We start from the raw sequence: 25,281 nt of genomic DNA, 5'->3' as shown, positions 1-25,281 counted from the left end.
GCTCCGACACGGCCCGTACGCTGCCCGGCATGACCCCTGATCCCGCCGAATGTCCAGCCCGAGACTCTGCTGGAAACTCTGCCGGACATCCTGTCGAGCTGGTGATCTTCGACTGCGACGGCGTCCTCGTGGACAGCGAGCGCATAGCCGTCCGGGTGGACGCGCAGGTCTTCGCCTCGCTGGGCTGCCATTTCACCGAGGAGGAGATCATCGCGACGTTCGTCGGCTCCTCGGGCGAGATGTTCGACGCGGCGGTCGAGCAACGGCTCGGCCGGCCGCTGGAGCCCGGCTGGTACCAGGCGTACGCGCATCTCTACCAGGACGCGTTCGACGCCGAGTTGACGGCGATCGACGGCATCGCCGAGGTTCTGGAAATCCTCGGCCTGCCCTTCTGCCTCGCCTCGAACGGTGGCCATGACGGCATCCGGCGCAACCTCAGGACCACCGGCCTGTACGACCATTTCGAGGGCCGTATCTTCAGCGCCGCCGACGTCGCCCACGGCAAACCCGCCCCCGACCTCTTCCTGCACGCGGCCCGCACGCTGGGCGTCGACCCGGCGCGCTGCGCGGTGGTGGAGGACAGCCCGTACGGCGTCGAAGCGGCCCGAGCCGCCGGAATGCGGGCCTTCGGCTACGCGGGCGGCCTGACCGAGGCGCACCGGCTGAGGGGCCCCGGCACGGTGGTCTTCGACGACATGCGGGAGCTGCCGGGGCTGCTCGCGGAGCGGTTGGTCAGCTGATGGGGAAGACGCCCGTGTCGATCACCAAGTCGAAGGGCGCCGGCAAAGTCAGTTTGCCGCCGTACTCGACCGACCCCAGGACCCGGTACGTACTGCCTTCGGGCTCACCATAGAGCGTCGCCGTCGGGCGGCCCGATTGCCAGGGATCAAGCAGCAAATAGAGAGGAACACCGGCCTGGGCATAGCCATGAGCCTTGGCGATACGGTCATGGTTGGCGTTGCCGCGTGAGGTGATCTCAACGACGAGCTTCGCCTGGCTTGCGGAAAACAGCTCTCCAGGCGCGGGCTTGTCGTTCTCCGCCACCACCATCAGATCCGGAATGTACAGACCCTTACGGCTTGGTACGGCCGCCCCCATTGTCTGGACAATTTCCCATTCCTCGGGAAGTACAGCGTACAGACGGCGCTGTACCCTCCCAGCGGTGAAATTGTGGTCCCAGGACGGCGTGGGTGACACGGTGACGATCCCCTCGATGATCTCCACCTTGCAGCCCTCGGGCGCGTCCGTGTCCTCCCAGATACGGACGAGGTCGTCCCAGCCCTGATGGGGCTCGTGGTCGACAGTGAGTGCGCTCATGGCGGTCTCCGTTCGCTTCGTCACCGATCCCAGCATGCCGAACGGGACCGGTAGGCGTCCACCGATCCCGTTCACCCGAACGGGGCGTATACATCAGCGGCCTCCGGCCGCGGGCGCAGGTCAGGCGATACGTTCCCGCACCACCGGCGTGGCCTCGTACGCCGTGCCCGGTGCTCCGATGTCGTAGCCGCCCTCCAGTGCCTCCAGCGCGTAGCCGAACTTCTCCGGGGTGTCCGTGTGCAGCGTCAGCAGGGGCTGGCCGGCCGTGACCGGGTCGCCCGGCTTGGCGTGGAGTTCGATGCCCGCGCCCGCCTGGACCGGGTCCTCCTTGCGGGCGCGGCCCGCGCCCAGGCGCCAGGCGGCGACGCCGACTCCGTACGCGTCGAGGCGGGTGAGGACACCCGACGACGGGGCCGTGACCACCTGCTGCTCGCGGGCCACCGGGAGCGCCGCGTCCGGGTCGCCGCCCTGGGCCGCGATCATGCGGCGCCAGACGTCCATCGCCGAGCCGTCGGCCAGCGCCTTCTCCGGGTCGGCGTCCTTCAGGCCCGCCGCGTCGAGCATCTCGCGTGCCAGGGCCAGGGTCAGGTCGACGACATCGGCGGGCCCGCCGCCCGCCAGGACCTCGACGGATTCGCGGACCTCCAGGGCATTGCCCGCGGTGCGGCCCAGCGGGGTGGCCATGTCGGTGAGCAGGGCGACGGTCCGTACGCCGTGGTCGGTGCCCAGGCCCACCATGGTGGCGGCGAGTTCGCGGGCGTCCTCGATGGTCTTCATGAACGCGCCCGAGCCGACCTTGACGTCCAGGACCAGCGAGCCGGTGCCCTCGGCGATCTTCTTGGACATGATCGAGGAGGCGATCAGCGGGATGGCCTCGACGGTGCCGGTGACATCGCGCAGCGCGTACAGCTTCTTGTCGGCGGGGGCCAGTCCGTCGCCCGCCGCGCAGATGACCGCGCCCGTGGACTCCAGGACATCCAGCATCTCGGCGTTGGAGAGCAGCGCCCGCCAGCCGGGGATGGCCTCCAGCTTGTCGAGCGTGCCGCCGGTGTGGCCGAGGCCACGGCCGCTGAGCTGCGGTACGGCCGCGCCGCACGCGGCGACCAGCGGAGCCAGCGGGAGCGTGATCTTGTCGCCCACGCCGCCCGTGGAGTGCTTGTCGGCCGTGGGGCGCGACAGCGCGGAGAAGTCCATGCGCTCGCCCGAGTTGATCATGGCGGCGGTCCAGCGGGCGATCTCCGTCCGGTTCATGCCGTTGAGCAGGATCGCCATCGCCAGCGCGGACATCTGCTCGTCGGCGACCTCGCCGCGGGTGTAGGCGTCGATCACCCAGTCGATCTGCTCCGGGCTCAGCTCGCCCCGGTCCCGCTTGGCGCGGATGACGGAGATGACGTCCATGACGATCCTTTCGATGACGTGCCGTACGACTTTCCGTACGGCGCTCCGTACGACGTTCCGTACGTACGCGAGAGTATCCCTGACATCTCTACGCGCATAGATTTCCCACCGGTAATGACCGGCGGCCGGTACCCGTCTCGGTACCGGCCGCCGGTCAAGGTCCGGTCTCAGGCGAGGTGCCCCGGCCCGAACGGCTGCGGCAGCATCTCGTCCAGCGTGCGGAAGCCCTCCGGGGTCTCCAGGATCAGATCCGGCCCGCCGAATTCGTACAGCAGCTGCCGGCAGCGGCCGCACGGCACCAGCACCTCGCCCGCGCCGTCCACGCAGGTGAAGTGGGTGAGCCGACCGCCGCCGCTCTGACGCAGGGCGGAGACCAGGCCGCACTCGGCGCACAGACTCAGACCGTAACTGGCGTTCTCGACGTTGCAGCCGGTGATCGTACGGCCGTTGTCGACCAGGGCCGCGACGCCGACCGGATAGCCCGAATACGGCGCGTACGCACGGGACATGGCGTCCCGGGCCGCGTTCCGCAGGGCCTCCCAGTCGACAGCCCCGGCGAGCGTGGAGCGCGTGGGAGGCGTCGGTGGCGCGGTCATGAGCCCTGCCCCTTCCGGTACGGCATGCCGTCGGCCTTGGGCATCCTGAGCCGTTGCGCGGAGAGCGCGAGGACCAGCAGCGTCGTGACGTACGGAGCGGCGTCGACGAACTGGCTCGGCACCTGGTCGGTGAGCAGGTACCAGACAAAGAGCAGCAGCGAGACGGCCCCGGAGATCGCCGCGGAGACGTACTTCTTCTGGTAGAGCTGCCAGGCCAGGACCAGGACGAGCAGTATCGCGAGGAGCAGCAGCATCGCGTGGACGTTCTCGGCGCCGCCGCGCAGCTTGAGGCTGTCGGTGAAGCCGAAGAGCCCGGCGCCGAGGGCGAGTCCGCCCGGCATCCAGTTGCCGAAGATCATCGCGGCGAGACCGATGTAGCCGCGTCCGCCGGTCTGGCCCTCCTGGTAGATGCCGGTGGCGACGATCGCGAGGAAGGCACCGGCGAGGCCCGCGAGGCCGCCGGAGACGGTGACGGCGATGTACTTGTACTTGTAGACGTTGACGCCGAGCGATTCGGCGGCGACCGGGTTCTCGCCGCAGGAGCGCAGCCGCAGGCCGAACGCCGTACGCCACAGGACCCACCAGGTGCCCGGGATCAGCAGCAGCGCGACCACGGTCAGCAGCGACAGGTCGGTGACCAGACCACCGACGACCCCCGCGATGTCGGAGACCAGGAACCAGTGTCTGGCCTGGAGATCCTGCATCCAGTCGGCGAGTCCGGGGATCGTGATGTCGGTGATCGAGTCGATGCGCGGGGACTGCTTGGAGGAGCCGCCGTCCTGGCCGTCGAAGGCGAAGTTGGAGAGGTAGCGGGTGGCTCCGACGGCGAGGATGTTGATGGCCACACCGGAGACGATGTGGTTCACGCCGAAGGTGACGGTGACGACGGCGTGCAGCAGTCCGCCGAGCGCGCCGCCGAGGATGCCGCACAGGACACCGGCCCACGGGCCCCACTGGAAGCCCGCCCAGGCGCCGAACCAGGTGCCGAGGACCATCATGCCTTCGAGGCCGATGTTGACGACGCCCGCGCGCTCGGCCCACAGGCCGCCGAGTCCGGCCAGCCCGATCGGGATGGCGAGTTCGAGGGCGCCGGAGACCTGGCCGACGGAGGTGAGGTCGTTGGCGCCGCTGATCAGCCGTACGAGCGAGACAAGGCCCAGCGCGCCCGCGATGATCAGCAGGATGACGGGCAGGGAGAGCGTACGGCGGCCCGGCCCCTTGGCGGGGGCGGCGCTGGTGGCAGAGACGGTGCTCGTGTTCGTAGTCGTACTCACAGCGCGGCCCCTTCCTTCTCGGTCGTGTCGTTCTGGCCGTTCTTGTTCTTCTTGCCGTTGCCGGTGCCGGGCCCGGCACCGGCAACGGTCGCGAGGGCGCCTCCGGCGGCGAGTTCCTCGCCGACCTTCTGCTGCTGGCGGCGGAGCCCGTAACGGCGGACGAGTTCGTAGCTGACGACGACCGAGATCACGATCAGGCCCTGCATGATCGTGGCGATCTCCTTCTCGTACCCGTACTGGTCGAGGGAGGCCGAGGTCTTGTCGAGGAAGGCGATCAGCAGCGCGCTGAACGCGATCCCGAGCGGGTTGTTCCGGCCGAGCAGGGCGATCGTGATGCCCGTGAAGCCGACGCCGGTCGGGAAGTCGAGGCTGTACGTGTGGGTGTCGCCGAGCAGCGTCGGCATCCCGGCGAGGCCGGCGACCCCGCCCGAGATCAGCATCGAGGTGAGGACCATCTTCTTCGCGTCGACACCGGAGGCCTGGGCGGCGCTCTCGCTGGCGCCGGTGGCGCGCAGGTCGAAGCCGAAGCGGGTACGGCCGAGAATGAACCAGTACGCGACACCGCAGGCGGCGGCGACGAAGGTGAAGCCGTAGATCTCGCCGGCCTCGGCGCCCATGGACAGCCCGGGGAACCAGCCGGACTCCGGGATGTCACCGGTCGTCAGGTTGTTGGAACCGGCGGGCTGTACGCCGAAGTTCTTGGGCAGGATCAGCCAGGCGACCAGGCTGGTGGCGATCGAGTTGAGCATGATCGTGGAGACGACCTCGCTGACCCCTCGGGTGGTCTTGAGGATGCCCGCGATCCCGGACCAGAACGCGCCGACCAGCATCGCGACGATCACGATCAGCGCGATCTGGAGCGGCCCCGGCAGGTCGACGCTGGCGCCGACGAGCGCGGCCATCATCGCGGCGAGCCGGTACTGGCCGTCGACACCGATGTTGAAGAGGTTCATCCGGAAGCCGACGGCGACCGCGAGGGCGGCCAGGTAGTACGTACCGGCCTGATTGACGATCAGTACCTGGACGTCGACGTACGTGGCGGACTCGAACATGATCCGGTACGGCTCGAAGGGGTCGCTGCCCGAGAGCAGCAGCACCATCGAGGTGAGGGCGATGGCGACGACCAGCGCGAGCACCGGGCCTGCGAAGCCCAGGATCAGCCGGTCCTTGTCGAACTTCTTCATCGGGCGTCGTCCTCCGGAACTGCGTCAACCGCCGCGTCGACCGCTGTGGCCGCTTCGGCTGCGGGTGCTGCTGGTGCTGCTTCGGCTGCTGGTGCTGCCTCGGTCGTTTCGGCCGGCCCGACCTCTTCAGCCACCTCGGCCGGGTCAACTGCCTCGGCCGCGTCGGCCGGTTCAGCCGCTTCGAGGTGACCGGTGGCGGCGCCGGTCATGGCCGAGCCGAGCTCCTCCGGGGTGATGGTCGCGGGGTCGGCGTCGGCGACGAGCCGGCCGCGGTACATCACCCGCAGGGTGTCGGAGAGCCCGATCAGTTCGTCCAGGTCCGCCGAGACCAGCAGTACGGCGAGACCCTCGCGGCGGGCCTCGCGGATCTGGTCCCAGATCTGCGCCTGGGCACCGACGTCCACACCGCGGGTGGGGTGGGCGGCGATCAGCAGCTTGGGGCTGTGGCTCATCTCGCGGCCGACGATCAGCTTCTGCTGGTTGCCGCCGGAGAGGGAGGCCGCGGTGACGTCGATGCCGGGTGTCCGGACGTCGTACTCCCGCACGATCCGGGTGGTGTCGGCGCGGGCGGCCTTGAGGTTGAGCAGTCCGGCGCGGCTGTTGGGCTGCTCGGTGACATGGCCGAGGATGCGGTTCTCCCAGAGCGGGGCCTCCAGCAGCAGGCCGTGCCGGTGCCGGTCCTCGGGGATGTAGCCGATGCCGTCCTCGCGCCGCTTGCGGGTGGGCACGTGCGAGATGTCGCTGCCGCCGAGGGTGATCACCCCGCCGTCGGGGTCACGCATCCCCATCAGCGCCTCGATCAGCTCGGTCTGGCCGTTGCCCTCGACACCCGCGATGCCCAGGACCTCGCCCTGGTGGATGGTGAAGGTGATCCCGGCCAGCACCTCACGTACCGCGCCGTCGGGGTCGGTGGCGGCCAGCCGCAGCCCGTCCACGGCGAGCATCGGGATGTCGGTCACCGTCGACTCGCGGGTCTCGGGCGAGGGCAGTTCGCTGCCGACCATCAGCTCGGCGAGCTGCCTGGAGGTGGTGGACGCCGGGTCGGCGGTGCCCACGGTGGTACCGCGCCGGATGACGGTGATCTCGTCGGCGACCGACAGCACCTCGCCCAGCTTGTGCGAGATGAAGATGACGGTCAGACCCTCGGCCTTGAGCTCCCGCAGGTTGTCGAAGAGCGCGTCGACCTCCTGCGGGACCAGGACGGCGGTGGGCTCGTCCAGGATGAGGATGCGGGCGCCCCGGTAGAGGACCTTGAGGATCTCCACGCGCTGCCGGTCGGCGACGCCGAGGTCCTCGACGAGCGCGTCGGGGCGGACTCCGAGGCCGTACGCGTCGGAGATCTCCCTGATCTTGGCGCGGGCCTTCGAGCCGATGCCGTACAGCTTCTCGGCGCCGAGGACGACGTTCTCCAGCACGGTGAAGTTGTCGGCGAGCATGAAGTGCTGGTGCACCATGCCGATGCCGCGTGCGATGGCGTCCCCGGGGCTGCCGAAGGTGACCTGCTCACCGTCGACGGTGATGGTCCCCTCGTCGGGCTTCTGCATGCCGTAGAGGATCTTCATCAGGGTCGACTTGCCGGCGCCGTTCTCGCCGCAGAGTGCGTGCACGGTGCCCCGGTGAACGGTGATGTCGATATCGCTGTTGGCGACGACGCCGGGGAAGCGTTTGGTGATGCCGTGCAGCTCGACGGCGGGTGAACTCCCGGACGGCGTACGGGACGCGGTGCCGGAAGCGGTGCTGGACGTGTTGATGACGGACTCTCCTTGGCCGGAAAGGAGCGGGGGCGGGGTGGGGCAGGGCGGGGGGTGAAGTTATCGCGCCGGAGGGTCGTCTACACGCGTAGCGCTGCCGAATCGTAAGGCGGGAGGTGTCTGGCGAGCCGGAACAGGGGGCGGATGCGGGGATCCTCCACGGACCGGTAGGGGTCCGATACGGAGCGGCAGGGAGTTGCGCCACGGACGCGCCCGGGGCCCGGAGCGGCGGCGATTGCCGTCGCTCCGGGCCCGCGGACCGTACCCACCGCGCAACCGGCAGACGCCGTTACGGGGTGGTCTTGACCTTGACCTTGCCGTCGATGATGTCCTTCTTGGCCTTGTCCACCGCGGCGACCACGTCGGTCATCTTGGTGTACGCCGGGTTGGAGTCGGCCAGGCCGACGCCGTCCTTGTCCAGGCCGTAGCGGATCTCGCCGGTCTGCGGCTTGCCGTCCTCGACCGACTTGATCAGGTTGAAGACCGCATCCGAGACGTCCTTGGTGACCGAGGTCAGGATCTGGTCCTTGTAGGCGGCCAGGCCCTTCTGGGCGTACTGGTCGGAGTCGACACCGACGGCCCACTTGCCGGCCTTGGAGGTGGCCTCGATCGAGCCGAAACCGGCCAGACCGGCGGCGGCGTAGACCACGTCGGCCTTCTTGTCGAGCTGCCCCTGCGCGGCGGCCTTGCCCAGGTCGGGCTTGGAGAAGCCGTCGTAGTTCGGCGGCTGGGTCAGGTACTGCGACAGGACCTTGACCGAGGGGTCGGTGTCCTTGACGCCCTGCTCGAAACCGGCCTGGAACTTCTTGATCAGCGGGGTCTCGACACCGCCGACGAAGCCGACCGTCTTGGTCTTGGTCACCTTCGCGGCGGCGACCCCGCCGAGGTAGGAGCCCTGCTCCTCGTTGAACACCAGGTTGGCGACGTTCTTACCGGTCACCGAGGAGTCGTCGATGATCCCGAAGGTGACCTTCGGGAACTTCTGCGCGACCTTCTTGATGGCGGGCGCGTAGGCGAAACCGACGCCTATCACCGGGTTGTTGCCGGCGCGGGCCAGCTCGGTCAGGCGCTGGACCTTGTCGGCGTCCGACTCGCCGTCGGAGGGCTCGGTGTCGTTGCCCTTGATCTTGAGGTCCTTCTCGGCCCTGGCCAGACCCTCGTAGGCGGCGTCGTTGAACGACTGGTCACCACGACCGCCTACGTCGTAGGCGATGGCCGCACCGGCGTCCTTGGAATCGGAACCGGCGTCCGACGACGACTTGTTGCCACACGCTGTCGCGGTGAGCGCGAGTGCCGCTGACGCGACGCCCACGGTGGCGATCCTGGTGATCCGGCGCAAGGGAGGCTCCTTCGACCTGGCCTAAGCGCCACTTCCGGCGCTGCTTTTCGCCGCGATCGTAACGCGCGTAGATGTCAGACAAAGCCCCCTAGGGAAGCTGTTATCGGATCGTCGCGAACAGAAGGTGTCCCCTTGCCGGACGGCCGGCCTCCGGCCGGTTACGAACGGTTGCCGTCGATCAACGCTGCGGCGGTGAAAAGCTCCACGCCGACCTGGATCGCCTGTTCGTCGACGTCGAAATCGCCACGATGCAGGTCGTACGGGACCTGGCTGCCGGGAACCCTGACGCCGAGCCGCGCCATCGCGCCGGGCACCTGTTCCAGGTACCAGGAGAAGTCCTCGCCGCCGAGGCTCTGTTCGGTGTCCTCGATTGCGTACGATCCACGGCGCGCGGTCTGCGCGTCGCGCAACAGCTCGGTGACGACCGGGTCGTTGACGACCGGCGGCACCCCACGCACATAGTTGATCTGCGTCTTCGCCTGGTGGAGCGCGGCGATCTCGTCGATCGCGGCATGGACCAGGTCGGGTGCCTCGCGCCAGGCGGGCAGGTCCAGGCAGCGGACGGTGCCGGAGAGTTCGGCGTGCTGCGGGATGACGTTGCAGGTGTGGCCGGACTCGATACGTCCCCAGGTGACGGCGAGCCCCGATCGCGCGTCGACCCGGCGGGCCAGCAGCGCAGGCACCTCGGTGGCGACCTTGGCGGCGGCGGTGACCATGTCGGTGGTGAGGTGGGGGCGGGCGGTGTGACCGCCGGGTCCGTCGAGGGTGATCTCCAGCCGGTCGCAGGCGGAGGTGATCGGTCCGGGCCGCAGCCCGATCAGCCCGGCGTCGACCCGGGGGTCGCAGTGCACGGCGATGATCCTGCCGACCCCGTCCAGCACCCCGGCCTCGATGGCGTCGGCGGCCCCGCCGGGCAGCACCTCTTCGGCGGGCTGGAAGATCAGCCGTACGGGATGAGGGAGCAGCCCCTGCCGTTCGAGCCCGGCGAGAACCAGCCCGGCGCCGAGGACGGCGGCCGTATGGACGTCATGCCCACAGGCGTGTGCCCGGTCGGGCACGGTGGAGCGGTACGGCACTCCGGTCTTGGTGTCCGGAATGGGCAGCGCGTCGATGTCGGCACGCAGCGCGAGCATGGACCGCACGCCGCCCCGGTGCGAGCTTCGCGAGCTTGGCGTCTCGTCCCCGTCCGTCCCGATGTCACACACGAGGCCGGTACCGGTCCCGAGCACCCGGGGCTTGAGCCCGGCCTGCTCCAGCCGGTGCTTGAGCGCGGCGGTGGTGCGGAATTCCTGGTTGCCGAGCTCCGGATGCATGTGCATGTCCCGGCGGAAGGCGATCAGCTCGGTGCGCAGGGCATCGGGCAGTACGCCGGGAAGCGCCGCTTCCGCGGGCAGGTCGGTCTCGGACTCTCGGGACATCAACTGGCTCACCTGTTGAAGAGTAGGCCCCTTCCGTGATCAACGGCCCCTCGATCAACAAAATTTCAGCCGCACAGACGAAGAAACACGGCCCCGAGATGCATGACGCGCGATCACAGCGGGTATATCAGCGCCTTCCTTCGGGCCGTACTCCCGCGAAACGGTCCACCGATGAGCCGACGGTGGGCCATCGGCGGGCTGTCCGTGGCCCCCGCCGGTGAACCCGTGCCCGTACGGTCAGGGGCGCCCGTTCCGCAGGGCTCTTTACGCCGGGGCTCCCGACGCCGGGGACGGCATGCGCGGCAGCCTGTGGACGTCGCGGGCCGTGCCCGTGACGCCCGAGAGGAAGCCCTGGGCGCGGGGCGAGGCCGTTTCCTTGAGCCATTCCGGGGCGATGTCGCAGACCGCGACCCGTACGCCCGTGCCCGCCAGGGCCAGGGGCAGGGTGTGGACCACGGTGGAGGGGAAGCTCAGGACCGTGCTGCCGATCGGGCCGCGTCGCGCGATCAGTTCCAGCGGCAGGTCCGGGCGGACGATCTCCAGGCCCGTCTCGGCGTGGAGGCGGTGGAGCTTGTCCACGTTCTCGCGGCGGTGGGCGAAGTAGCGCGTCGCGCCGTGGGCGCGGGCCAGGGAGAGGACCGCCTGGGTGTACTGGTCCCCGTCGACCACGCCCGTCTCGACCAGCGAGGTGCCGACCATGTCGGCACCCGAGGCTATGCGGGGCGGGCCGAAGGTGGACCGGGTCCACTCGAAGGTGTTGGCGGTCACGGTGATGCCGGGGGGCACCTCCTCCACGGGCATCGAGGTGAAGACCTCGACCGTGCGGGGGCCGGACGGGGTGAGCCGGCGGCGGGCGACCGCGGTGACCGGTGCCAGGACCAGTTCGCGCGGTCCGCGGCTGCCGCCGCGCCGGTGCCAGCGCACCAGCGGCTCACCCCGGGCCACCTGTCCGATGAACTCCAGCGTCGCCGTGCCGTCGTCCACGACGGTCAGCTCCTTGCCGCTGACCAGGGTCAGCAGCAGCTGTACGTAACGGGAGAACGGATCGCCGATGACGATCCGGCCGGTCCGGCGCAGCAGTGGCGCCAGCTCCCGTACCGTCCGCAGGGGTGCCCCCGCACCACCGCGCGCCTCTTGCCAGCGCACGGTGAAGCCCTCGTCCCGGGCCAGCTCCGCCATCCTGCGGAGCTGGCCGCGTGACATGGGATCGGTGGGCGAGAGCACGACGACGGTGAGCGCGTCACCGGTCGTGCTCACGCGGGCCCACTCCAGCACGTTGAGCAGCTGGACCGGGCTCTCCACGAAGGCGATCGCACGGGACTTCTCGCCGGACCTGACACGGGCGGCCGCGCGAGCGGTCACGCGTGCGGTCCTGGCGGAGGAAGCGGTCCCGGGAGAGGACTCGGGGTGCGGGGTGCGGCCCCCGGCGGCACCGGTCATGGCGTCAGACCGCCACCGGCTCGGTGGCCTCGGCCACGACGCCCGCGACGCGGCGGAGCTTCTTCATCGGGCCCAGCTCCGACTCGTACACCTTCTTGACACCGTCACCGAGGGAGGCCTCGATGGTGCGGATGTCGCGGACCAGGCGGGTGAGGCCCTGCGGCTCGACCGAGGCGGCCTGGTCGGAGCCCCACATGGCGCGGTCGAGGGTGATGTGACGCTCGACGAACGCGGCGCCGAGCGCGACGGCGGCGAGGGTGGTCTGGAGACCGGTCTCGTGGCCGCTGTAGCCGATCGGCACGTTCGGGTACTCGGCCTGGAGGCTGTTGATCACGCGCAGGTTCAGTTCCTCGGCCTTGGCCGGGTACGTCGACGTGGCGTGGCAGAGCAGGATGTTGTCGCTGCCCAGCACCTCGACCGCGTGACGGATCTGCTTCGGCGTCGACATGCCGGTCGAGAGGATGATCGTACGGCCGGTGGCGCGCAGCGAGCGGAGCAGCTCGTCGTCGGTCAGCGAGGCGGAGGCCACCTTGTGGGCGGGGACGTCGAACTTCTCCAGGAAGGCGACGGCCTCGGTGTCCCACGGGGAGGCGAACCAGTCGATGCCACGCTTGCGGCAGTGCTCGTCGATGGAGCGGTACTCGTCCTCGCCGAACTCGACGCGGTGACGGTAGTCGATGTACGTCATCCGGCCCCAGGGGGTGTCGCGCTCGATGTCCCACTGGTCGCGCGGGGTGCAGATCTCCGGGGTGCGCTTCTGGAACTTGACCGCGTCACAGCCCGCTTCGGCGGCCGCGTCGATCAGCGCCAGAGCGTTGTCCAGCTCGCCGTTGTGGTTGATGCCGATCTCGCCCGTGACGTAGACGGGGCGGTTGGGGCCGGCGGTGCGGGTACCGAGGGTACGCAGGCGGGGACTGACGTCGGTGCTCATGGAGCGTCCTTACTTGTTGAGGGTGTTGATGTGGTTCGGGGTGGTGAGGTGGTTGTTCAGACCCGGGCCCAGGAGCCAGGCCGCGATCTCTCGGATCGCGCCTTCTCCGCCCGGGGTCGTCGTGACGGCACGCGCCTCGGCGCGTACGGCGTCATGGGCGCTCGCGACGGCCACCGGCCAGCCGACGAGTCCGAAGCACGGGAGGTCGTTGACGTCGTTGCCGACGTACAGCACGCGCTCGGGCGTGATCCCGTGCTCGTCGCACCACTGCTTGAGTGCGAGGTCTTTGCGGTCGATGCCGTGGAGCACCGGCACCTGGAGCTTGCGGGCGCGCGCGGCGACGACCGGGTTCTGCTCGGTGGAGAGAATGAGCATCTCCAGTCCCGAGCGGCGCAGCGCGGCGATCCCGAGTCCGTCGCCCCGGTGTACGGAGACCGTTTCTCGGCCGTCCGAGTCGATCATGACCCGGTCGTCGGTCTGGGTCCCGTCGAAGTCGAGCACGACGGCGTCGATGTCCTCGTACGACGGCAGGACGGCCGGGTCGACCAGCGGTGCCAGCGCGCGGGCGCGGGCCAGGTCGTGCGGGTCGTCGATCTCCAGGACCCGTGCGGGGTCGGTCCGTACGAGCGCGGTGCGGCCGAAGAAGCGGTGGTTCGCCGCGCGGAATCCGTCGGCCCGCATCGCGTACGCGGCGCCGGTCTCCAGGTACTCCTGCTGGCGGTCCTGGCGGCGCGGACGGTTCGCCTTGTCGTGGTTGACGCCGTAGCCGTCGGGCCCTCCGGCGTCGCCCGTGCTGTCCTGGCGCCAGATGAAGCCGTGCGTGGGCGCCACGGTCAGCGCGGTGTCCGCGCCGTCCTCGGTGACGGCGCCGGCGACGCCGTCGAGGTCTTCGGCCGTGATGAAGGGGCTCGTGCACTGCACCAGCAGCACCACGTCGGTGGTGGTGCCGCGCAGCGCCTCGTGGGCGTCCATCGCGTGCAGCACGGCGGCCTCGCTGGTCGCGGTGTCCCCCGCGATCGCGGCGGGCCGCAGGACGACCTCGGCGCCGGCGGAGCGGGCCGCGTCGGCGATGGCCTCGTCGTCCGTCGAGACGACGACATCGGTCACGCGCCGGGCCGCGAGGGCGGCGCGGACCGCTCGGACGACCAGCGGGACACCGCCCACGGCGGCGAGGTTCTTGGCGGGTACGCCCTTGGATCCGCCGCGTGCGGGGATCACCGCGAGGACGGTCATCTCTTCTGCTCCTTGGATCGCGGCTCGGTGGGTCGCGGCTCGGTGGTCGGGGGCCGCCTGCACGGCCGGTCGGTGCACGGCGGGGGCACTGTCCGTGGGCCCGCTCACAGCTCGCCCATCCGGCGGATGACCGGCGCCACGCGCTGCACGCCGTGCCGGTACGCGCCACGCGCCGCGCCCCGTACCGCCTCGCGCACCACGCGCCGCAGCCCGCTCGCGTCGCTGTCGGCGCCCTCGGGCGCGGTCGCCAGCGGCTTGCCGTCGGGCGCCAGGTGGTAGCGGGCCAGCAGCCCCGGCAGGTATCCGGGCGCGGTGGTGACCGTGTAGTACGGGTTGATCGGCGGGAGTTCGGGCCCGTCGAGGAGTTTCGTGACCCGCTCACGGGCGTGGTCGAAGGCCGCGGCGTACGAGCCGTCGGAGACCACGCCCTGACGCGCGGCCCAGTCCGGATCGGCGCTCGGCCGGCCGCCGCCGTCCAGCTGGTCCCAGGACGCCAGGCAGCCCGAGCCGATGAAGTGGTGGTTGCCGAGCGGCTCGCGCACCCCGAAGTCGGTGAGGATCGCGGTCGGGATGCCCCGGTGCAGGGACTCCAGCGCGGCCGTCGAGGAGACCGTGACCAGCAGGTCCGTACGGTCGAGGACCTCGCCCATGTTCCCGTACACGAGACGGAAGTTGGGCGGCGGACCGCCGGGCACCTTCTCGACGAGCCGCTGGTACGGGTACTCCTCCACGTGCGTGGTGTGCTCGCCGGGCTTGCTGCGCAGCTTGAGCAGCACCTCGCGGTGCGGGTGCAGCCGGGCGTGCTCGACCAGGCGCCGCAGCAGGTACGCACGGTCCGTGCGGGTCGCCGGCACGGACGGCTGGGCGGCGAAGACGAGGGTGTCGCGCTCGCCCTCGGCCGTGTACGGCGTGCCCCCGAGGAACGGCAGCGCCGCCTCGGTGACCGACGAGGCGTCGGCGCCGACCCCTTCGTACACCGCGCGGAAACGCTCGGCGTCGTAGAGGGAGTTGGCGAGGACGACGTCCGCGCCGTGCCGCAGCAGCAGACCGTCCGACAGCTTCTCGTAGACGACACCGACATAGCCGGTGACGACGACGGGCCGGAACTCCGTGCGGAGCGCGGCCATGCCGTGCAGCATCGCCTGGACGGCGCCGCCGACGAGGGCCAGCACGACGATGTCGTACGACTCCTCGCGCAGCGTCCGCAGGAACGCGGTGCCGGTCACCTCCCGCAGGGCGTCCGCATCCGCGCCGACCTCCGCGAGCTGTCGGGCGGTGGGCGTGGCTCGTCCGCGCAGCAGGAAGCCGCTGAGCTCTGTGGGGCGGTCGTCCGGGGCGATGCGGCGCGCGGTGAGCGCACCCCACTTCCACCGGGTGTCGGAGTCGGCGAGCACGGCGACCCGGACCGCATGGCTGTTACGTGATGGCACGACGAGGACGTTAGAAAGCCATTCCGTTGCTCCGCCCAACTCAATGGCAATAAAGGGTTAACAGCACATCTACGAATGGCTTCGGAGGCCAGGAAATGGACGTAAGGGCACCCGCAGAGCGAACGGGAAGCACCTGGCGCGGGCTGGTTTACCGTTCCGCCATTCTTCGTTCACCTTCCATGCGTCCGGATGTCAGGCCGAATGCCGGGCCTGCGCCTAGCGTCACGCAGGTGGTCAAGCTCTCCGTCGTCGTGCCGTTCTACAACGTGCAGACATATGCCCTAGAAACCCTGAGAAGTCTCCGAGCCAACAGCCGTGAGGACTTCGAGTTCGTGTTGGTCGACGACTGTTCGACGGACGGGACCCCGGAGATCCTCGAACGGGCGGAGCGCGAGCTCCCGGGTGCCGTCCTGCTCAGACACGAGAAGAACGGCGGTCTGGCCACCGCGCGCAACACGGGCCTGGACGCCTCGCGCGGCGAGTACGTCACCTACCTCGACGGGGACGACTGGGTGGCGCCCGGTTTCTACGAGCAGCTGCTCGGCTCCATCGAGTCGCTGGGCTGCGACTTCGTCCGTACCGACCATGTCCAGTTCACGGCCAGGGCCCGGACGGTCCGCCGTGTTCCGGTCGGCCGGCGCGACGAGGTGCTGCGGCCGCGGGACTGGATCCTGCCCGAGCACCGGTCCACCTCCGTCGACTATCCGTACGCCTGGGCGGGCATCTACCACCGTCGTCTCGCCGACCGCGGTCTGCTGCACTTCACCGACGGGCTGCGGACGGCCGAGGACCGGCCGTGGATCTGGCGGCTGCACCGGGAGGCGGAGTCGTTCGCCGCGGTCGGTCTGCTCGGAATCTTCTACCGGCGCGGGGTGGCCTCGTCGCTCACCCAGATCGGTGACGTACGGCAGCTGGATTTCATCCGGGCCTTCGATCAGGTCATCGAGGAAACGGCGAAGGACGCCGAGGCGGACCGTTTCCTGCCGAAAGCGGTGCGCACGTACTGCGCGATCATTGCCCACCATCTGGGCGCGAAGGACCGATTCGAACCGGCCGTGGCCCGGCAATTGCGGTCCATGAGCGCGGCCGCTCTGAAGCGGCTGCCCCAGGACGTTCTCAAGGAAGCGCTGGATTCGATGGACCTGGACCGCTCGGCCCGTCTGCGGCGCCTGCGACGACGGCCGGTGTCGGCCTCGGCGGGGAAGGCGGCCGCGTGATGGAACCGTCCACCCCCACCACCCGTACGGCGACCGGCTCACGTGCACCGGCCGGCCCCCGCACCACGCAGCTCTTCTGCGCCTCCACCCTCTACGGAGCCGCGACCCTCGCCGCCGCGATCGACGCCGGTCTCTTCCGTCCGGCCGGCCGGCGCGTGCTCGTCGTCTGCAACAACGCGGGCTCGCCCGAACTGGCCCCGTCCATCGACGAGATGCCCGGGTTCGAGCAGCTGCGCGACCGCTTCGACGACCTCGTGTCGTGGAACGAGACCGTCGCGCCGTTCCACCCCGGCGGCTGGTCCCCGCGCGCCGACGACGTCCCCCTCTGGGAACGCCACCTGCGGCTGGCCTGGGACCTCGGCGACGACACCGTCGAACTGACCGTGGAGTCCATCCAGGTCAACCCGGCCCTCGCGATCGCACAGATCTTCTCCGGCGCCCCGGTCCATGTGTACGCGGACGGACTGATGAGCTACGGGCCCACCCGGTCCAAGATCGACCCGCTGGTCGGCGAACGGGTCCGCAGGCTGCTGCATCTCGACCTCGTGCCGGGGCTCAAGCCGCTGCTCCTCACCGAGTTCGGCGTCGAGCCCGAGCTGATCCCGACGGACCGGTTCACCCGCGTACTGGACGAACTGACCGACGCGGAGAGCGGATCCGCGATCGAGACGCCGTCCGTGCCTCCGGCGCTGCTGCTCGGCCAGTACCTCTCCGCGCTCGGCATCCTCACCGAGCGGGAGGAGGAGGACCTGCACATCAGGATGGTGCGGGGCGCGGTCGCCCTCGGCCACACCCAGGTGGTGTTCAAGCCGCACCCCTCCGCCCCGGCGGTGTGGAACCAGCTCCTGGAGCGCGAGGCCGAGAAGGCCGGCGCCGAACTGACCATCCTGGACAGCCCGGTGCTCGCCGAGGTCCTCTACCGGCGGCTGAAGCCGGCGCTGGTCGTCGGCTGTTTCTCCACCGCGCTGTTCACGGCGTCCGCCTTCTACGACATCCCGGTTGCGCGTACGGACACGGAACTGCTGCTGGAGCGGCTCACTCCGTACGAGAACAGCAACCGTGTGCCGGTGACGATCGTGGACGCGCTGGTGCCTCCGCTGGACATCCAGGAGGCGGCGGCGTACCGGCCGGAACGACGGCTCGCCGAGCTGGTCGGGACGGTCGGGTACGCGATGCAGCCGAAGATATATCCGCAGCTGCGCGCCACGGCGGAGAACCACCTGGCGCACCACCTGGACGCTTACACCTGGCGCTACTTCAAGCGGCGCCGGCTCACCTCGCTCGGGCTGCCGGGCGCGGTCCCGGCGCAGCTGGCCCGTATCCCGCGCAACGCGGCGGCCCGGCGGATGGTGCGCCGGGCGCGGAAGGTGCGCCGCGCGGTCCTGCGAGCGGCCGGCTCGTGACGTTCGCTCGATAGCCCGCTTCGTCTCGTATTCGTCTCGTACCGGAATTCCCGTGAGGCGGGAATCCCGGTACGAGAAGACGTACGAGAGAAGCGCGTCGCGGGTGTACTAGGCGCCGCTCATCGAGAGCTTTACCGCGAAGCCCAGGAACAACGCGCCCGCCGCCGTCGTCGCGCCTGCCGAGAGGCGTTTGCGGCGGCGGAAGGCGGCGGCCAGCCTGGTGCCGCCGAAGATGAGGGCCGAGAGGTAGAGGGCGCTGGCCGCGTTGGCGAGGACCCCGAGCAGGACGAACGAGAGCGCGGGGTGCGCGTAGGCGGGGTCGACGAACTGCACGAAGAAGGAGATGAAGAAGAGGATCGCCTTCGGGTTGAAGAGGCTTATCACCAGGGCCCGGCGGTACGGGCGTTCACTCGCGGCCGCCGGGGCGGCGGAAGCCTCCTCGTCCTCGTCCGTACGGTCGTCCCTTTCACGCCACAGCGACCACGCCGCGCGCATCATCCCGATCGCCAGCCAGGTCAGATATCCGGCGCCCGCGTACTTCACGATCCCGAAGAGCAGCGCGTTCCCCTGGAGCAGCGACGCGACGCCCGCCGCCGAGAGCACCATCAGGACGGAGTCGCCGCACCAGACGCCCGCGGCGGCCTGATAGCCCGCGCGGACGCCCCGGCGGGCGGCGACCGAGAGTACGTACAGCGAGTTCGGCCCTGGCAACAGAACGATCAGAGTGAGTCCGACGAGATACGTCGGCAGATCAGTGACACCCAGCATGAGGCGGATTGTGGCATATACGGTCGCCCTGGCGCCTTGCTTATCCGACAAGCAGACATGCGCATGGGCCTTCAGGCGCATCGGCTTCAAAACGTGTCCGCCGGCTCGTACGTCCCCCACACCTCCCGCAGCGCGTCACACACCTCCCCCACCGTGGCCCGCGCCCGCAGCGCCGCCTTCATCGGGTGGAGGACATTCGGGTGGAGGACATCGCCCGTACCCTCCGCCGCCGCGCTCAGCTCCGAAAGCCGGTGTGCCACCGCGGCCCCGTCCCGTTCCGCCCGCAGCCTCGCCAGCCCGGCCGCCTGCCGCGACTCGATCGCCGGGTCGACGCGCAGCGGGACGTACGGGTCCTCCTCGTCCATCACGAAGCGGTTGACGCCGACGACCACCCGCTCGCCGCTCTCCGTCTCCCGCGCGACGGCGTACGCGCTGCGCTCGATCTCGCCCTTCTGGAAGCCCCGTTCGATGGCCGCGACCGCCCCGCCCATGTCCTCGATCCGTGCCATCAGCGCGACCGCCGCCGCCTCCACCTCGTCCGTCATCGTCTCCACGGCGTACGAGCCGGCGAAGGGGTCGACGGTCGCGGTGACGTCCGTCTCGTACGCCAGCACCTGTTGCGTACGCAGGGCGAGGCGCGCCGACTTGTCCGTCGGGAGGGCGATGGCCTCGTCGTAGGAGTTGGTGTGCAGCGACTGCGTACCGCCGAGGACCGCCGCCAGGCCCTGCACCGTCACCCGCGCGAGGTTGACCTCGGGCTGCTGCGCGGTCAGCTGGACCCCGGCCGTCTGCGTGTGGAAGCGCAGCATCAGCGACCTGGGGTTCTTCGCGCCGAACTCGTCGCGCATGATCCCGGCCCACATCCGGCGCGCGGCACGGAACTTGGCGACCTCTTCGAGGATCGTCGTACGCGAGACGAAGAAGAAGGACAGCCGGGGCGCGAAGTCGTCCACGTCCATCCCGGCCGCGATCGCCGTCCGTACGTACGCGATCGCGTCGGCCAGCGTGAACGCGATCTCCTGCGCGGGCGTGGCCCCGGCCTCCGCCATGTGGTAGCCGGAGATCGAGATGGTGTTCCACCGGGGCATCTCGGCCCGGCAGTACGTGAAGATGTCGGCGATCAGCCGCAGCGAGGGCGCGGGCGGGAAGATGTACGTGCCCCGGGCGATGTACTCCTTCAGCACGTCGTTCTGGATCGTGCCGGTCAACCGCTCCGCCGGTACGCCCTGTTCCTCCGCCACCAGTTGGTAGAGGAGGAGCAGCGGCGCCGCGGGCGCGTTGATGGTCATCGACGTGGACACCTGGTCGAGCGGAATCCCGTCGAACAGCACACGCATGTCGTCGATCGAGTCGATCGCGACGCCGACCCTGCCGACCTCGCCGCTCGCGATCGGCGCGTCGCTGTCGTACCCCATCTGGGTCGGCAGGTCGAAGGCGACGGACAGGCCCGTCGTGCCGTGCGCGATCAGCTGCCGGTAGCGGGCGTTGGATTCGACGGCGGTGCCGAAACCGGCGTACTGGCGCATCGTCCAGGGCCGGCCCGTGTACATCGACGGGTGGACCCCGCGGGTGAAGGGGTACGAGCCCGGCTCGCCGAGCTTCTCCGCGGGGTCCCAGCCGTTCAGCGCGTCGGGACCGTAGACCGGTTCGACGGGCAGACCGCTCTCGGTGAGCCGGACACCGGCACCGTCCGGCACCCGCGGCACGGGGTCTCGGTCCCTGCCGGGCTCGCGCGCCATCGCTCCGCCTCCCACTCGCACGGGGCGGGCCGTCGCCGACGCTTCACCACTGGCTGCCGCCCGCCGCTCTCGCGATGGACTGTAGTGGCGCGTGTACGCGGTTGAGGGTCCGGCTCTCCGGTCCCGGCTCAGCGGTCCCGGCTCTCCGGTCCCGGCTCACCCTTCCCGGCTCACCGCTCCTCGCCGTCCGCTGTCAGCCCCGGCGCTGCGCCCGGCTGCGCTGTACCGCGCGCGTGATCACCGGCGGCAGTACGTCGATCGCGACCCGCCGCACGCGCGACCGGGTCGAACGGCGCCGCGGCGCGGCGGGGGCGGGCTGAGGCTGAGCGGCGGGCGCCGCCTTCGGAGTCGGCGCCTGCTCCTCGTAGAACTTGGAGAACGGGAACTCCGGCGCCGGCATGCCCCGGCCCTTCAGCCGGACGATCCGGTGCCCCGCCGCCTGCTGGACGCTGAGGTCGCAGTCGTCGCGCCCCTCGGCCATGGCGATCAGTTCGTCCTGGATCGGCTCGGGGTCGCCCCAGGTGCCGTACAGCTTCTGCGTGCTCAGGCAGATCGGCCGCAGCCCCCGGGTGAGCACCGCCTCCCAGGTGGCGACGGAGACTCCGGGCGTGTGCTCGGAGCGGAAGTCGTCCAGCACGACGATGCCGCCCGGCAGCAGGATGTCCCGCGCCGCGCCGATGTCCCCGTACACGTGCTCGTAGAGATGCGAGGCATCGATGTGCACGAAGCGGCACGACTTCTGGTCGACTTCGCCGACGACGACGGAGCTGGGGGCTTGAAGCACGCGGGGCAGGTCGTCGTGGAAGGAGAGGTAGTTGTTCTGGAACGCGTCCCTGGTCAGCGTCGGATACGACTTCGCCGTCTCCGCGCCGTTCGCGTCGTCCGGGGCGTCGTTCTCGAACAGGTCGCAGACCGTGAACTTCTCGCCGTCCCGCAGGTGCCGGCCCATGAAGATCGCGCTCTTGCCCATGAAGACCCCGAGTTCGAGCAGGTCGCCCCGCTCGCCCCGATCCTCCTGGCGGGTGAGCAGTTTCTCGAAAAGAACCTGGTCGAGAGGGGGGAACCAACCGCGAACGTCATTGAGTTCACGAGGGCGCGGCTTGTCTTCGTACACGGTCGTCATGGCAGAGAACCTTCACGAGGAAACAGAATTACTGAAAGCGCGCTTTCTTGTACTGCGCGCGGCGTGGTACATGCTGCGTGCTGCGTGTCCTGCGCGGGATCATGTCAGTCCGGAGGGGCAGGGAGGTGAGACGTTCTTTCTCTTCTGCGAACCGCCCTTTGGAATTCACCTCCCGGCAACGGGGGATGACTCCGGTCGGAGGGTTTCTCTCCCGCCCGGGCAACCGTCCCGGGTGCGGAGCTGTCTGAGGGGACACCGAAGGAACTCATGTCATGGGACACGGTCGCGACGGTGAGATACAGGGGGACGAGGATGCTCAGGAAAGCCGCCCCGCACAGAGGGCTCGGCAGCGGGTACGACCAGAGGCACGGGGAGCACAGGGAGAGCGGCGGGGGGCGCGGGGGTTACGACGGGGAGCGCGGACGGTACGGCAGAGGGCTGGGCGCCGGGCTCGCCACCGCCGTCGTACTGGCCGTGAGTGTCGGTTGTACGGTGCAGCCCCTCCCCGCCGGGTCGGCGGGCGACGGCAAAGGGGGCAACAGCCCCCTGAGGATCACCCCCGCCACGGAATCGGCCCAGCCGGTGCCGAAGCCGCGGACCGAACGGCCGGCGCGGCCCGCCACCGACCGTGACCGCACCACGGCCCCGGTCGCCGTGCCCACCCCCGCATGGACCCCGAGACCGCGCCCGAGCGCGCCGAAGCCCGCGACACTGATGGCGAGCGGCTCGGAGAGCGGGCAGGTACGTGAACTACAGGCCAGATTACGGCAGATCGGTTATTTCGACCGCAATCCGACCGGCTACTACGGCTCCGTGACGGCCGCCGCCGTCTCCTCCTTCCAGGGCAAGCGCGGACTGCCCCGTACTGGCGCCACGGACGCCGTCACCTGGCTGAGGCTGCTCGGCATGACCACGAAGCCGACCCGCGGCCAACTGCGCCCGCCCACCGCCAAGCCGGTCGCCAAGCCCGATCCCCGGTGTCTGAAGGGGCGGGTGATGTGCATCAGCAAGAACAGCCGCACGCTGACCTGGATGATCGACGGCAAGGTGAAGTCGTCGATGGATGTGCGCTTCGGCTCGCAGTACACGCCGACGCGTGAGGGCACCTTCAAGGTGGGCTGGAAGTCCCGGCACCATGTCTCGACGCTGTACGACTCGCCCATGCCGTACGCGATGTTCTTCAGCGGCGGCCAGGCCGTCCACTACTCCTCGGACTTCGCGGCCCGCGGCTACAGCGGCGCCTCGCACGGCTGCGTCAACGTCCGGGACGAGAAGAAGATCGCAGCGCTGTTCTCGGAGGTCCGCACCGGCGACAAGGTCGTCATCTACTGGTGACGGCCGCGTGGTGACGGCCGCGGTCACCGGGCCGGAAGAGCGGCGCGGGCGGGACCGGGGGAACGAGACCCGCCCGCGCCGAGTGCGCTGAGCCGAAGGTACGGGGGGAACCCCGGCTCAAGCGCCGCCGATGACCAGTCGGCTCACTCATTACTGCGCCACGGCGTCGAAAAACGTCACACCCACCTACCGAGGCTCTGAAACCCCAGGTCAGGATGGGTTGAGCACGGATTCGTCAGCGCCCGGGGTCGTGGCCGGTGGCGTCACGGGATGCGTGGGTGTGGGCGACGGCGGGGGTGTCAGCGGCCCCCAGCCGGGATCCCGACGCGGACCCCGACGCGGATCGGGAGTCGGATCCGGAGTCGGCTCCGAGGTCGTCGGTGCCGGTGTGGGTGAAGGTGTCGGTTCCGAAGGCTGGTGGGATTCTGACGGCGGGTGGGGTTCCGACGGCGGGTGGGGTTCCGACGGCTGGTGGGGCTGGTGCGGGAGGTACGGCTGATACGGCAGGGACGGCCCCGCACCGTTTTCTTGCCCCTTGTTCCCCTGATCGTTCCTGAGGCCGTCCCGCAGGCCGGTGCCCAGCAGCCGGTCGCAGAAGCGCCCGGTCTCCCGGGGGCTCCCGGCCGCCGACTCCAGAGCGTCCTTGCGCTTCGCGTCGATCGCGCCGGCGCGGTATTCGCGGCAGGCCTTGACGGTGTTGCGGTACCGCTCGTCGTCCTGCCCGTCGGGGCCGGGGCCGGACCAGTTCGTACGCTTCCCGACCGGCCCTGTCCCCTCGTCCGACAACCCGCCACCCGGGTCTCCGTCGTCCGGTCTCCCCGCCTCCGCGCCGCCCTTGTCCGTACGGCCGCCCTTGTCCGTACGGCCGCCCTTCCCGGGCGGCTCCGACGGCGTGCGGCTGAGCGGGGGCCTCTCCGTACCGGCCACGTCCGGCACGTTCGGGCCGTCCGGATCGCCCCGGTCCTCGCCCACACCGGACGACCGGGATGCGAGGGGCGCCGGGGAGGTGACCGTCGAGACGGAGTCGGCCGGCACGAGGCCGGGCCCGCCGCCCAGGAGCGCCGGCATCAGTCCGGCCCCCACCACGATCGCGATCCCGCCCAGCGCGCATCCGGCCACCACCGTGACGAACCCTCTGCGGCCGGGGCGGCCGGACCGACCCAGGGGCGCGGGGCGGGGCAGCGGCGCGATCCGTACCGTCCCGAGCGGATTCCAGGCACCCGTAGTACGGGTACTCCGCGCGCCGCCGCTCCCATACGTGCCGTACGTGTGCGCACTCGCGTGGGAGCTGTCACGTCGGCTCGCGTACGCGCCCTCGTACACGCTCCCGCTCGCGCCGTCCACACCGCGACGTGCCGCCCGGGCCCGCCGGAAGGCGGCCAAGGCCGCCTCTTCGCCGGGGAGTTCAGCCTGGTTCTTATACGTGACGGCGGCTATGTCACGCAAGGCGTATCCGAGCCGTTCCATCCGGGCCCGGACGCGGTCGTCCGCGACCTCCACCGGCTCACCACGCAGCAGTCTCTCCGCCGCGCCCTTGTCGAGCCACGCGTCACGCTCGTCGGCCATCACATGTCCTTCTGCGCCCGCAGGCGCGAATGCGTCACACCCGGGGCGCCGTGACACCCGACGGAGCCCCGAGCCGGGGCGGTACGGTATCGAACTCCGCGCTCCGGTCCGCCGCGTCATGACCCGCCGCACCGCCACCGGTTCCGGCACCGCCGCCGGTGCCACCCGCGCCACCGGGACAGCTGTCGGGGCACTCGTCGAGTGAGAGCGAAGGCGAGTCCCCGTCCGCGCCCAGCAGTTCGGCCAGTCTCTTCAGCCCGCGGTGCGCGGCCGTCCGTACCGCGCCCGGACGTTTGCCCAGCGTCCTGGCCGCGCTCTTCGCGTCGAGCCCGACCACCACCCGCAACACGACGGCCTCGGCCTGGTCCTGCGGCAGTTGCGCGATCAGCGCCATCGTCCGGCCGGTCGCGAGCGCCTCGATGGCCTCGTCCGCCGTGTCCGACTCGGCCGGTTTCCCGGTCAGCTCCGTCTCGTCGGCGCCCACCGCGGGACGTCTGCCGCGCATCCGGATGTGGTCGAGGGCGCGGTTACGGGCGATCCGGGCCGCCCAGCCACGGAAGCGGTCGGCGTCCCCGCTGAAACGGTCCAGGTCGCGGGCGATCTGCAGCCACGCCTCGGACGCCACGTCCTCGGCGTCCGGCTCGCCGACAAGCGTCCGGAGATAGCCGAGCAGCCGCGGGTGCACCGCGCGGTACACAGTACGGAAGCCGTCCTCGTCCCCGTCCTGTGCCGCGAGCACCGCGGCGGTCAGCTCCGCGTCGTCCCCCAGCACTCCCACAACCTGTCCTGAAATCGCGGCTGGTCACCGCCGCGCCGCCC

The 25,281-nt window shown here is 70.3% G+C and carries 21 protein-coding genes; 4 read left to right on the top strand and 17 right to left on the bottom strand.

What is annotated here, in order from left to right; all coding sequences use genetic code 11:
• Positions 1 to 101 precede the first annotated feature (101 nt).
• A complete protein-coding gene (locus ACIQD6_RS01640; RefSeq protein WP_401876961.1) occupies positions 102 to 740 on the top strand; it encodes an HAD family hydrolase in 639 nt (212 codons plus the stop codon).
• Here the strand turns inward: ACIQD6_RS01640 and ACIQD6_RS01635 are convergent.
• From ACIQD6_RS01635 to ACIQD6_RS01580, 12 genes are all read right to left on the bottom strand, one after another.
• Positions 733 to 1,317: a Uma2 family endonuclease gene (locus ACIQD6_RS01635; RefSeq protein ID WP_401876960.1), complete on the bottom strand. Its 585-nt coding sequence runs from the start codon at positions 1,315 to 1,317 to the stop codon at positions 733 to 735. The genes ACIQD6_RS01640 and ACIQD6_RS01635 overlap by 8 nt on opposite strands.
• 120 nt (positions 1,318 to 1,437) lie before the next feature.
• Entirely contained in the window at positions 1,438 to 2,715 is a 1,278-nt protein-coding gene (locus tag ACIQD6_RS01630; RefSeq protein ID WP_401876959.1) for a thymidine phosphorylase, read from the bottom strand.
• A 167-nt stretch (positions 2,716 to 2,882) separates the two neighbouring features.
• Positions 2,883 to 3,311 carry a cytidine deaminase gene (locus ACIQD6_RS01625; protein ID WP_401876958.1) on the bottom strand — a complete coding sequence of 143 codons (429 nt, stop codon included), beginning with the start codon at positions 3,309 to 3,311 and terminating at the stop codon, positions 2,883 to 2,885.
• Positions 3,308 to 4,585 (bottom strand): ABC transporter permease, encoded by a 1,278-nt coding sequence (locus tag ACIQD6_RS01620; RefSeq protein ID WP_401876956.1) that lies wholly within the window; start codon positions 4,583 to 4,585, stop codon positions 3,308 to 3,310. Before ACIQD6_RS01620 ends, ACIQD6_RS01625 begins: the two co-directional genes overlap by 4 nt.
• Positions 4,582 to 5,769, bottom strand: coding sequence for an ABC transporter permease (locus ACIQD6_RS01615; protein WP_401876954.1), 1,188 nt, complete (start codon positions 5,767 to 5,769; stop codon positions 4,582 to 4,584). The genes ACIQD6_RS01620 and ACIQD6_RS01615 overlap by 4 nt, the downstream gene beginning before the upstream one ends.
• Entirely contained in the window at positions 5,766 to 7,520 is a 1,755-nt protein-coding gene (locus ACIQD6_RS01610; RefSeq protein ID WP_401878039.1) for an ABC transporter ATP-binding protein, read from the bottom strand. The genes ACIQD6_RS01615 and ACIQD6_RS01610 overlap by 4 nt, the downstream gene beginning before the upstream one ends.
• Before the next feature lie 289 nt (positions 7,521 to 7,809).
• Positions 7,810 to 8,859: a BMP family protein gene (locus ACIQD6_RS01605; RefSeq protein ID WP_401876953.1), complete on the bottom strand. Its 1,050-nt coding sequence runs from the start codon at positions 8,857 to 8,859 to the stop codon at positions 7,810 to 7,812.
• A 158-nt stretch (positions 8,860 to 9,017) separates the two neighbouring features.
• The gene (locus tag ACIQD6_RS01600; protein ID WP_401876951.1) at positions 9,018 to 10,277 is read right to left on the bottom strand and encodes an amidohydrolase; all 1,260 of its coding nucleotides are present in this window, start codon (positions 10,275 to 10,277) and stop codon (positions 9,018 to 9,020) included.
• 264 nt (positions 10,278 to 10,541) lie between these two features.
• Positions 10,542 to 11,639 (bottom strand): hypothetical protein, encoded by a 1,098-nt coding sequence (locus ACIQD6_RS01595; protein ID WP_401876950.1) that lies wholly within the window; start codon positions 11,637 to 11,639, stop codon positions 10,542 to 10,544.
• Between the two features lie 82 nt (positions 11,640 to 11,721).
• Positions 11,722 to 12,648, bottom strand: coding sequence for an N-acetylneuraminate synthase family protein (locus ACIQD6_RS01590; RefSeq protein ID WP_401876948.1), 927 nt, complete (start codon positions 12,646 to 12,648; stop codon positions 11,722 to 11,724).
• Positions 12,649 to 12,657: 9 nt separating this feature from the next.
• On the bottom strand, positions 12,658 to 13,881 hold the full coding sequence (locus ACIQD6_RS01585; RefSeq protein ID WP_401876946.1) for a cytidylyltransferase domain-containing protein: 1,224 nt from the start codon (positions 13,879 to 13,881) through the stop codon (positions 12,658 to 12,660).
• 104 nt (positions 13,882 to 13,985) lie between these two features.
• On the bottom strand, positions 13,986 to 15,311 hold the full coding sequence (locus ACIQD6_RS01580; RefSeq protein ID WP_401876944.1) for a DUF6716 putative glycosyltransferase: 1,326 nt from the start codon (positions 15,309 to 15,311) through the stop codon (positions 13,986 to 13,988).
• 230 nt (positions 15,312 to 15,541) lie between these two features.
• On the opposite strand from ACIQD6_RS01580, the gene ACIQD6_RS01575 reads away from it, so the two are divergent.
• Positions 15,542 to 16,528 (top strand): glycosyltransferase family 2 protein, encoded by a 987-nt coding sequence (locus ACIQD6_RS01575; RefSeq protein WP_401876943.1) that lies wholly within the window; start codon positions 15,542 to 15,544, stop codon positions 16,526 to 16,528.
• Complete coding sequence (locus ACIQD6_RS01570) at positions 16,528 to 17,931, top strand: polysialyltransferase family glycosyltransferase (protein ID WP_401876941.1); 1,404 nt, start codon at positions 16,528 to 16,530, stop codon at positions 17,929 to 17,931. The genes ACIQD6_RS01575 and ACIQD6_RS01570 overlap by 1 nt, the downstream gene beginning before the upstream one ends.
• A 108-nt stretch (positions 17,932 to 18,039) precedes the next feature.
• Here ACIQD6_RS01570 and leuE read toward each other — a convergent pair whose 3' ends face one another.
• The 3 genes from leuE to ACIQD6_RS01555 all read right to left on the bottom strand — a co-directional run bounded on the left by leuE (position 18,040) and on the right by ACIQD6_RS01555 (position 21,561).
• The gene (leuE, locus tag ACIQD6_RS01565) at positions 18,040 to 18,699 is read right to left on the bottom strand and encodes a leucine efflux protein LeuE (protein WP_401876939.1); all 660 of its coding nucleotides are present in this window, start codon (positions 18,697 to 18,699) and stop codon (positions 18,040 to 18,042) included.
• An 86-nt stretch (positions 18,700 to 18,785) separates the two neighbouring features.
• A complete protein-coding gene (locus ACIQD6_RS01560) occupies positions 18,786 to 20,438 on the bottom strand; it encodes a methylmalonyl-CoA mutase (RefSeq protein ID WP_401876938.1) in 1,653 nt (550 codons plus the stop codon).
• Between the two features lie 193 nt (positions 20,439 to 20,631).
• A complete protein-coding gene (locus ACIQD6_RS01555; RefSeq protein ID WP_401876936.1) occupies positions 20,632 to 21,561 on the bottom strand; it encodes a class I SAM-dependent methyltransferase in 930 nt (309 codons plus the stop codon).
• A 312-nt stretch (positions 21,562 to 21,873) separates the two neighbouring features.
• Here ACIQD6_RS01555 and ACIQD6_RS01550 point away from each other — a divergent pair, with 312 nt between their 5' ends.
• On the top strand, positions 21,874 to 22,896 hold the full coding sequence (locus ACIQD6_RS01550) for a L,D-transpeptidase family protein (RefSeq protein WP_401876934.1): 1,023 nt from the start codon (positions 21,874 to 21,876) through the stop codon (positions 22,894 to 22,896).
• Positions 22,897 to 23,106: 210 nt separating this feature from the next.
• On the opposite strand, the gene ACIQD6_RS01545 is transcribed toward ACIQD6_RS01550, so the two are convergent.
• Together ACIQD6_RS01545 and ACIQD6_RS01540 are read right to left on the bottom strand one after the other, a co-directional pair.
• Positions 23,107 to 24,462 carry a hypothetical protein gene (locus ACIQD6_RS01545; protein WP_401876932.1) on the bottom strand — a complete coding sequence of 452 codons (1,356 nt, stop codon included), beginning with the start codon at positions 24,460 to 24,462 and terminating at the stop codon, positions 23,107 to 23,109.
• A 34-nt stretch (positions 24,463 to 24,496) separates the two neighbouring features.
• Complete coding sequence (locus tag ACIQD6_RS01540) at positions 24,497 to 25,234, bottom strand: RNA polymerase sigma factor (protein WP_401878036.1); 738 nt, start codon at positions 25,232 to 25,234, stop codon at positions 24,497 to 24,499.
• Positions 25,235 to 25,281 lie beyond the last annotated feature (47 nt).

Origin of the sequence: Streptomyces sp. NPDC088400 (assembly GCF_044753355.1) — a bacterium.
GTDB lineage: Bacteria > Actinomycetota > Actinomycetes > Streptomycetales > Streptomycetaceae > Streptomyces.
The sequence above is the reverse complement of the archived record's forward strand: the minus strand, read 5'-3'. Positions and strand labels throughout refer to the sequence as shown.

Coding starts and splice junctions, on each gene's coding strand:
- ACIQD6_RS01635 (WP_401876960.1), bottom strand. CDS start 1,317: ATGAGCGCACTCACTGTCGACCACGAGCCCCATCAGGGCTGGGACGAC.
- ACIQD6_RS01630 (WP_401876959.1), bottom strand. CDS start 2,715: ATGGACGTCATCTCCGTCATCCGCGCCAAGCGGGACCGGGGCGAGCTG.
- ACIQD6_RS01625 (WP_401876958.1), bottom strand. CDS start 3,311: ATGACCGCGCCACCGACGCCTCCCACGCGCTCCACGCTCGCCGGGGCT.
- ACIQD6_RS01615 (WP_401876954.1), bottom strand. CDS start 5,769: ATGAAGAAGTTCGACAAGGACCGGCTGATCCTGGGCTTCGCAGGCCCG.
- ACIQD6_RS01600 (WP_401876951.1), bottom strand. CDS start 10,277: ATGTCCCGAGAGTCCGAGACCGACCTGCCCGCGGAAGCGGCGCTTCCC.
- ACIQD6_RS01590 (WP_401876948.1), bottom strand. CDS start 12,648: ATGAGCACCGACGTCAGTCCCCGCCTGCGTACCCTCGGTACCCGCACC.
- ACIQD6_RS01585 (WP_401876946.1), bottom strand. CDS start 13,881: ATGACCGTCCTCGCGGTGATCCCCGCACGCGGCGGATCCAAGGGCGTA.
- ACIQD6_RS01570 (WP_401876941.1), top strand. CDS start 16,528: ATGGAACCGTCCACCCCCACCACCCGTACGGCGACCGGCTCACGTGCA.
- leuE (WP_401876939.1), bottom strand. CDS start 18,699: ATGCTGGGTGTCACTGATCTGCCGACGTATCTCGTCGGACTCACTCTG.
- ACIQD6_RS01560 (WP_401876938.1), bottom strand. CDS start 20,438: ATGGCGCGCGAGCCCGGCAGGGACCGAGACCCCGTGCCGCGGGTGCCG.
- ACIQD6_RS01555 (WP_401876936.1), bottom strand. CDS start 21,561: ATGACGACCGTGTACGAAGACAAGCCGCGCCCTCGTGAACTCAATGAC.
- ACIQD6_RS01550 (WP_401876934.1), top strand. CDS start 21,874: ATGCTCAGGAAAGCCGCCCCGCACAGAGGGCTCGGCAGCGGGTACGAC.
- ACIQD6_RS01545 (WP_401876932.1), bottom strand. CDS start 24,462: ATGGCCGACGAGCGTGACGCGTGGCTCGACAAGGGCGCGGCGGAGAGA.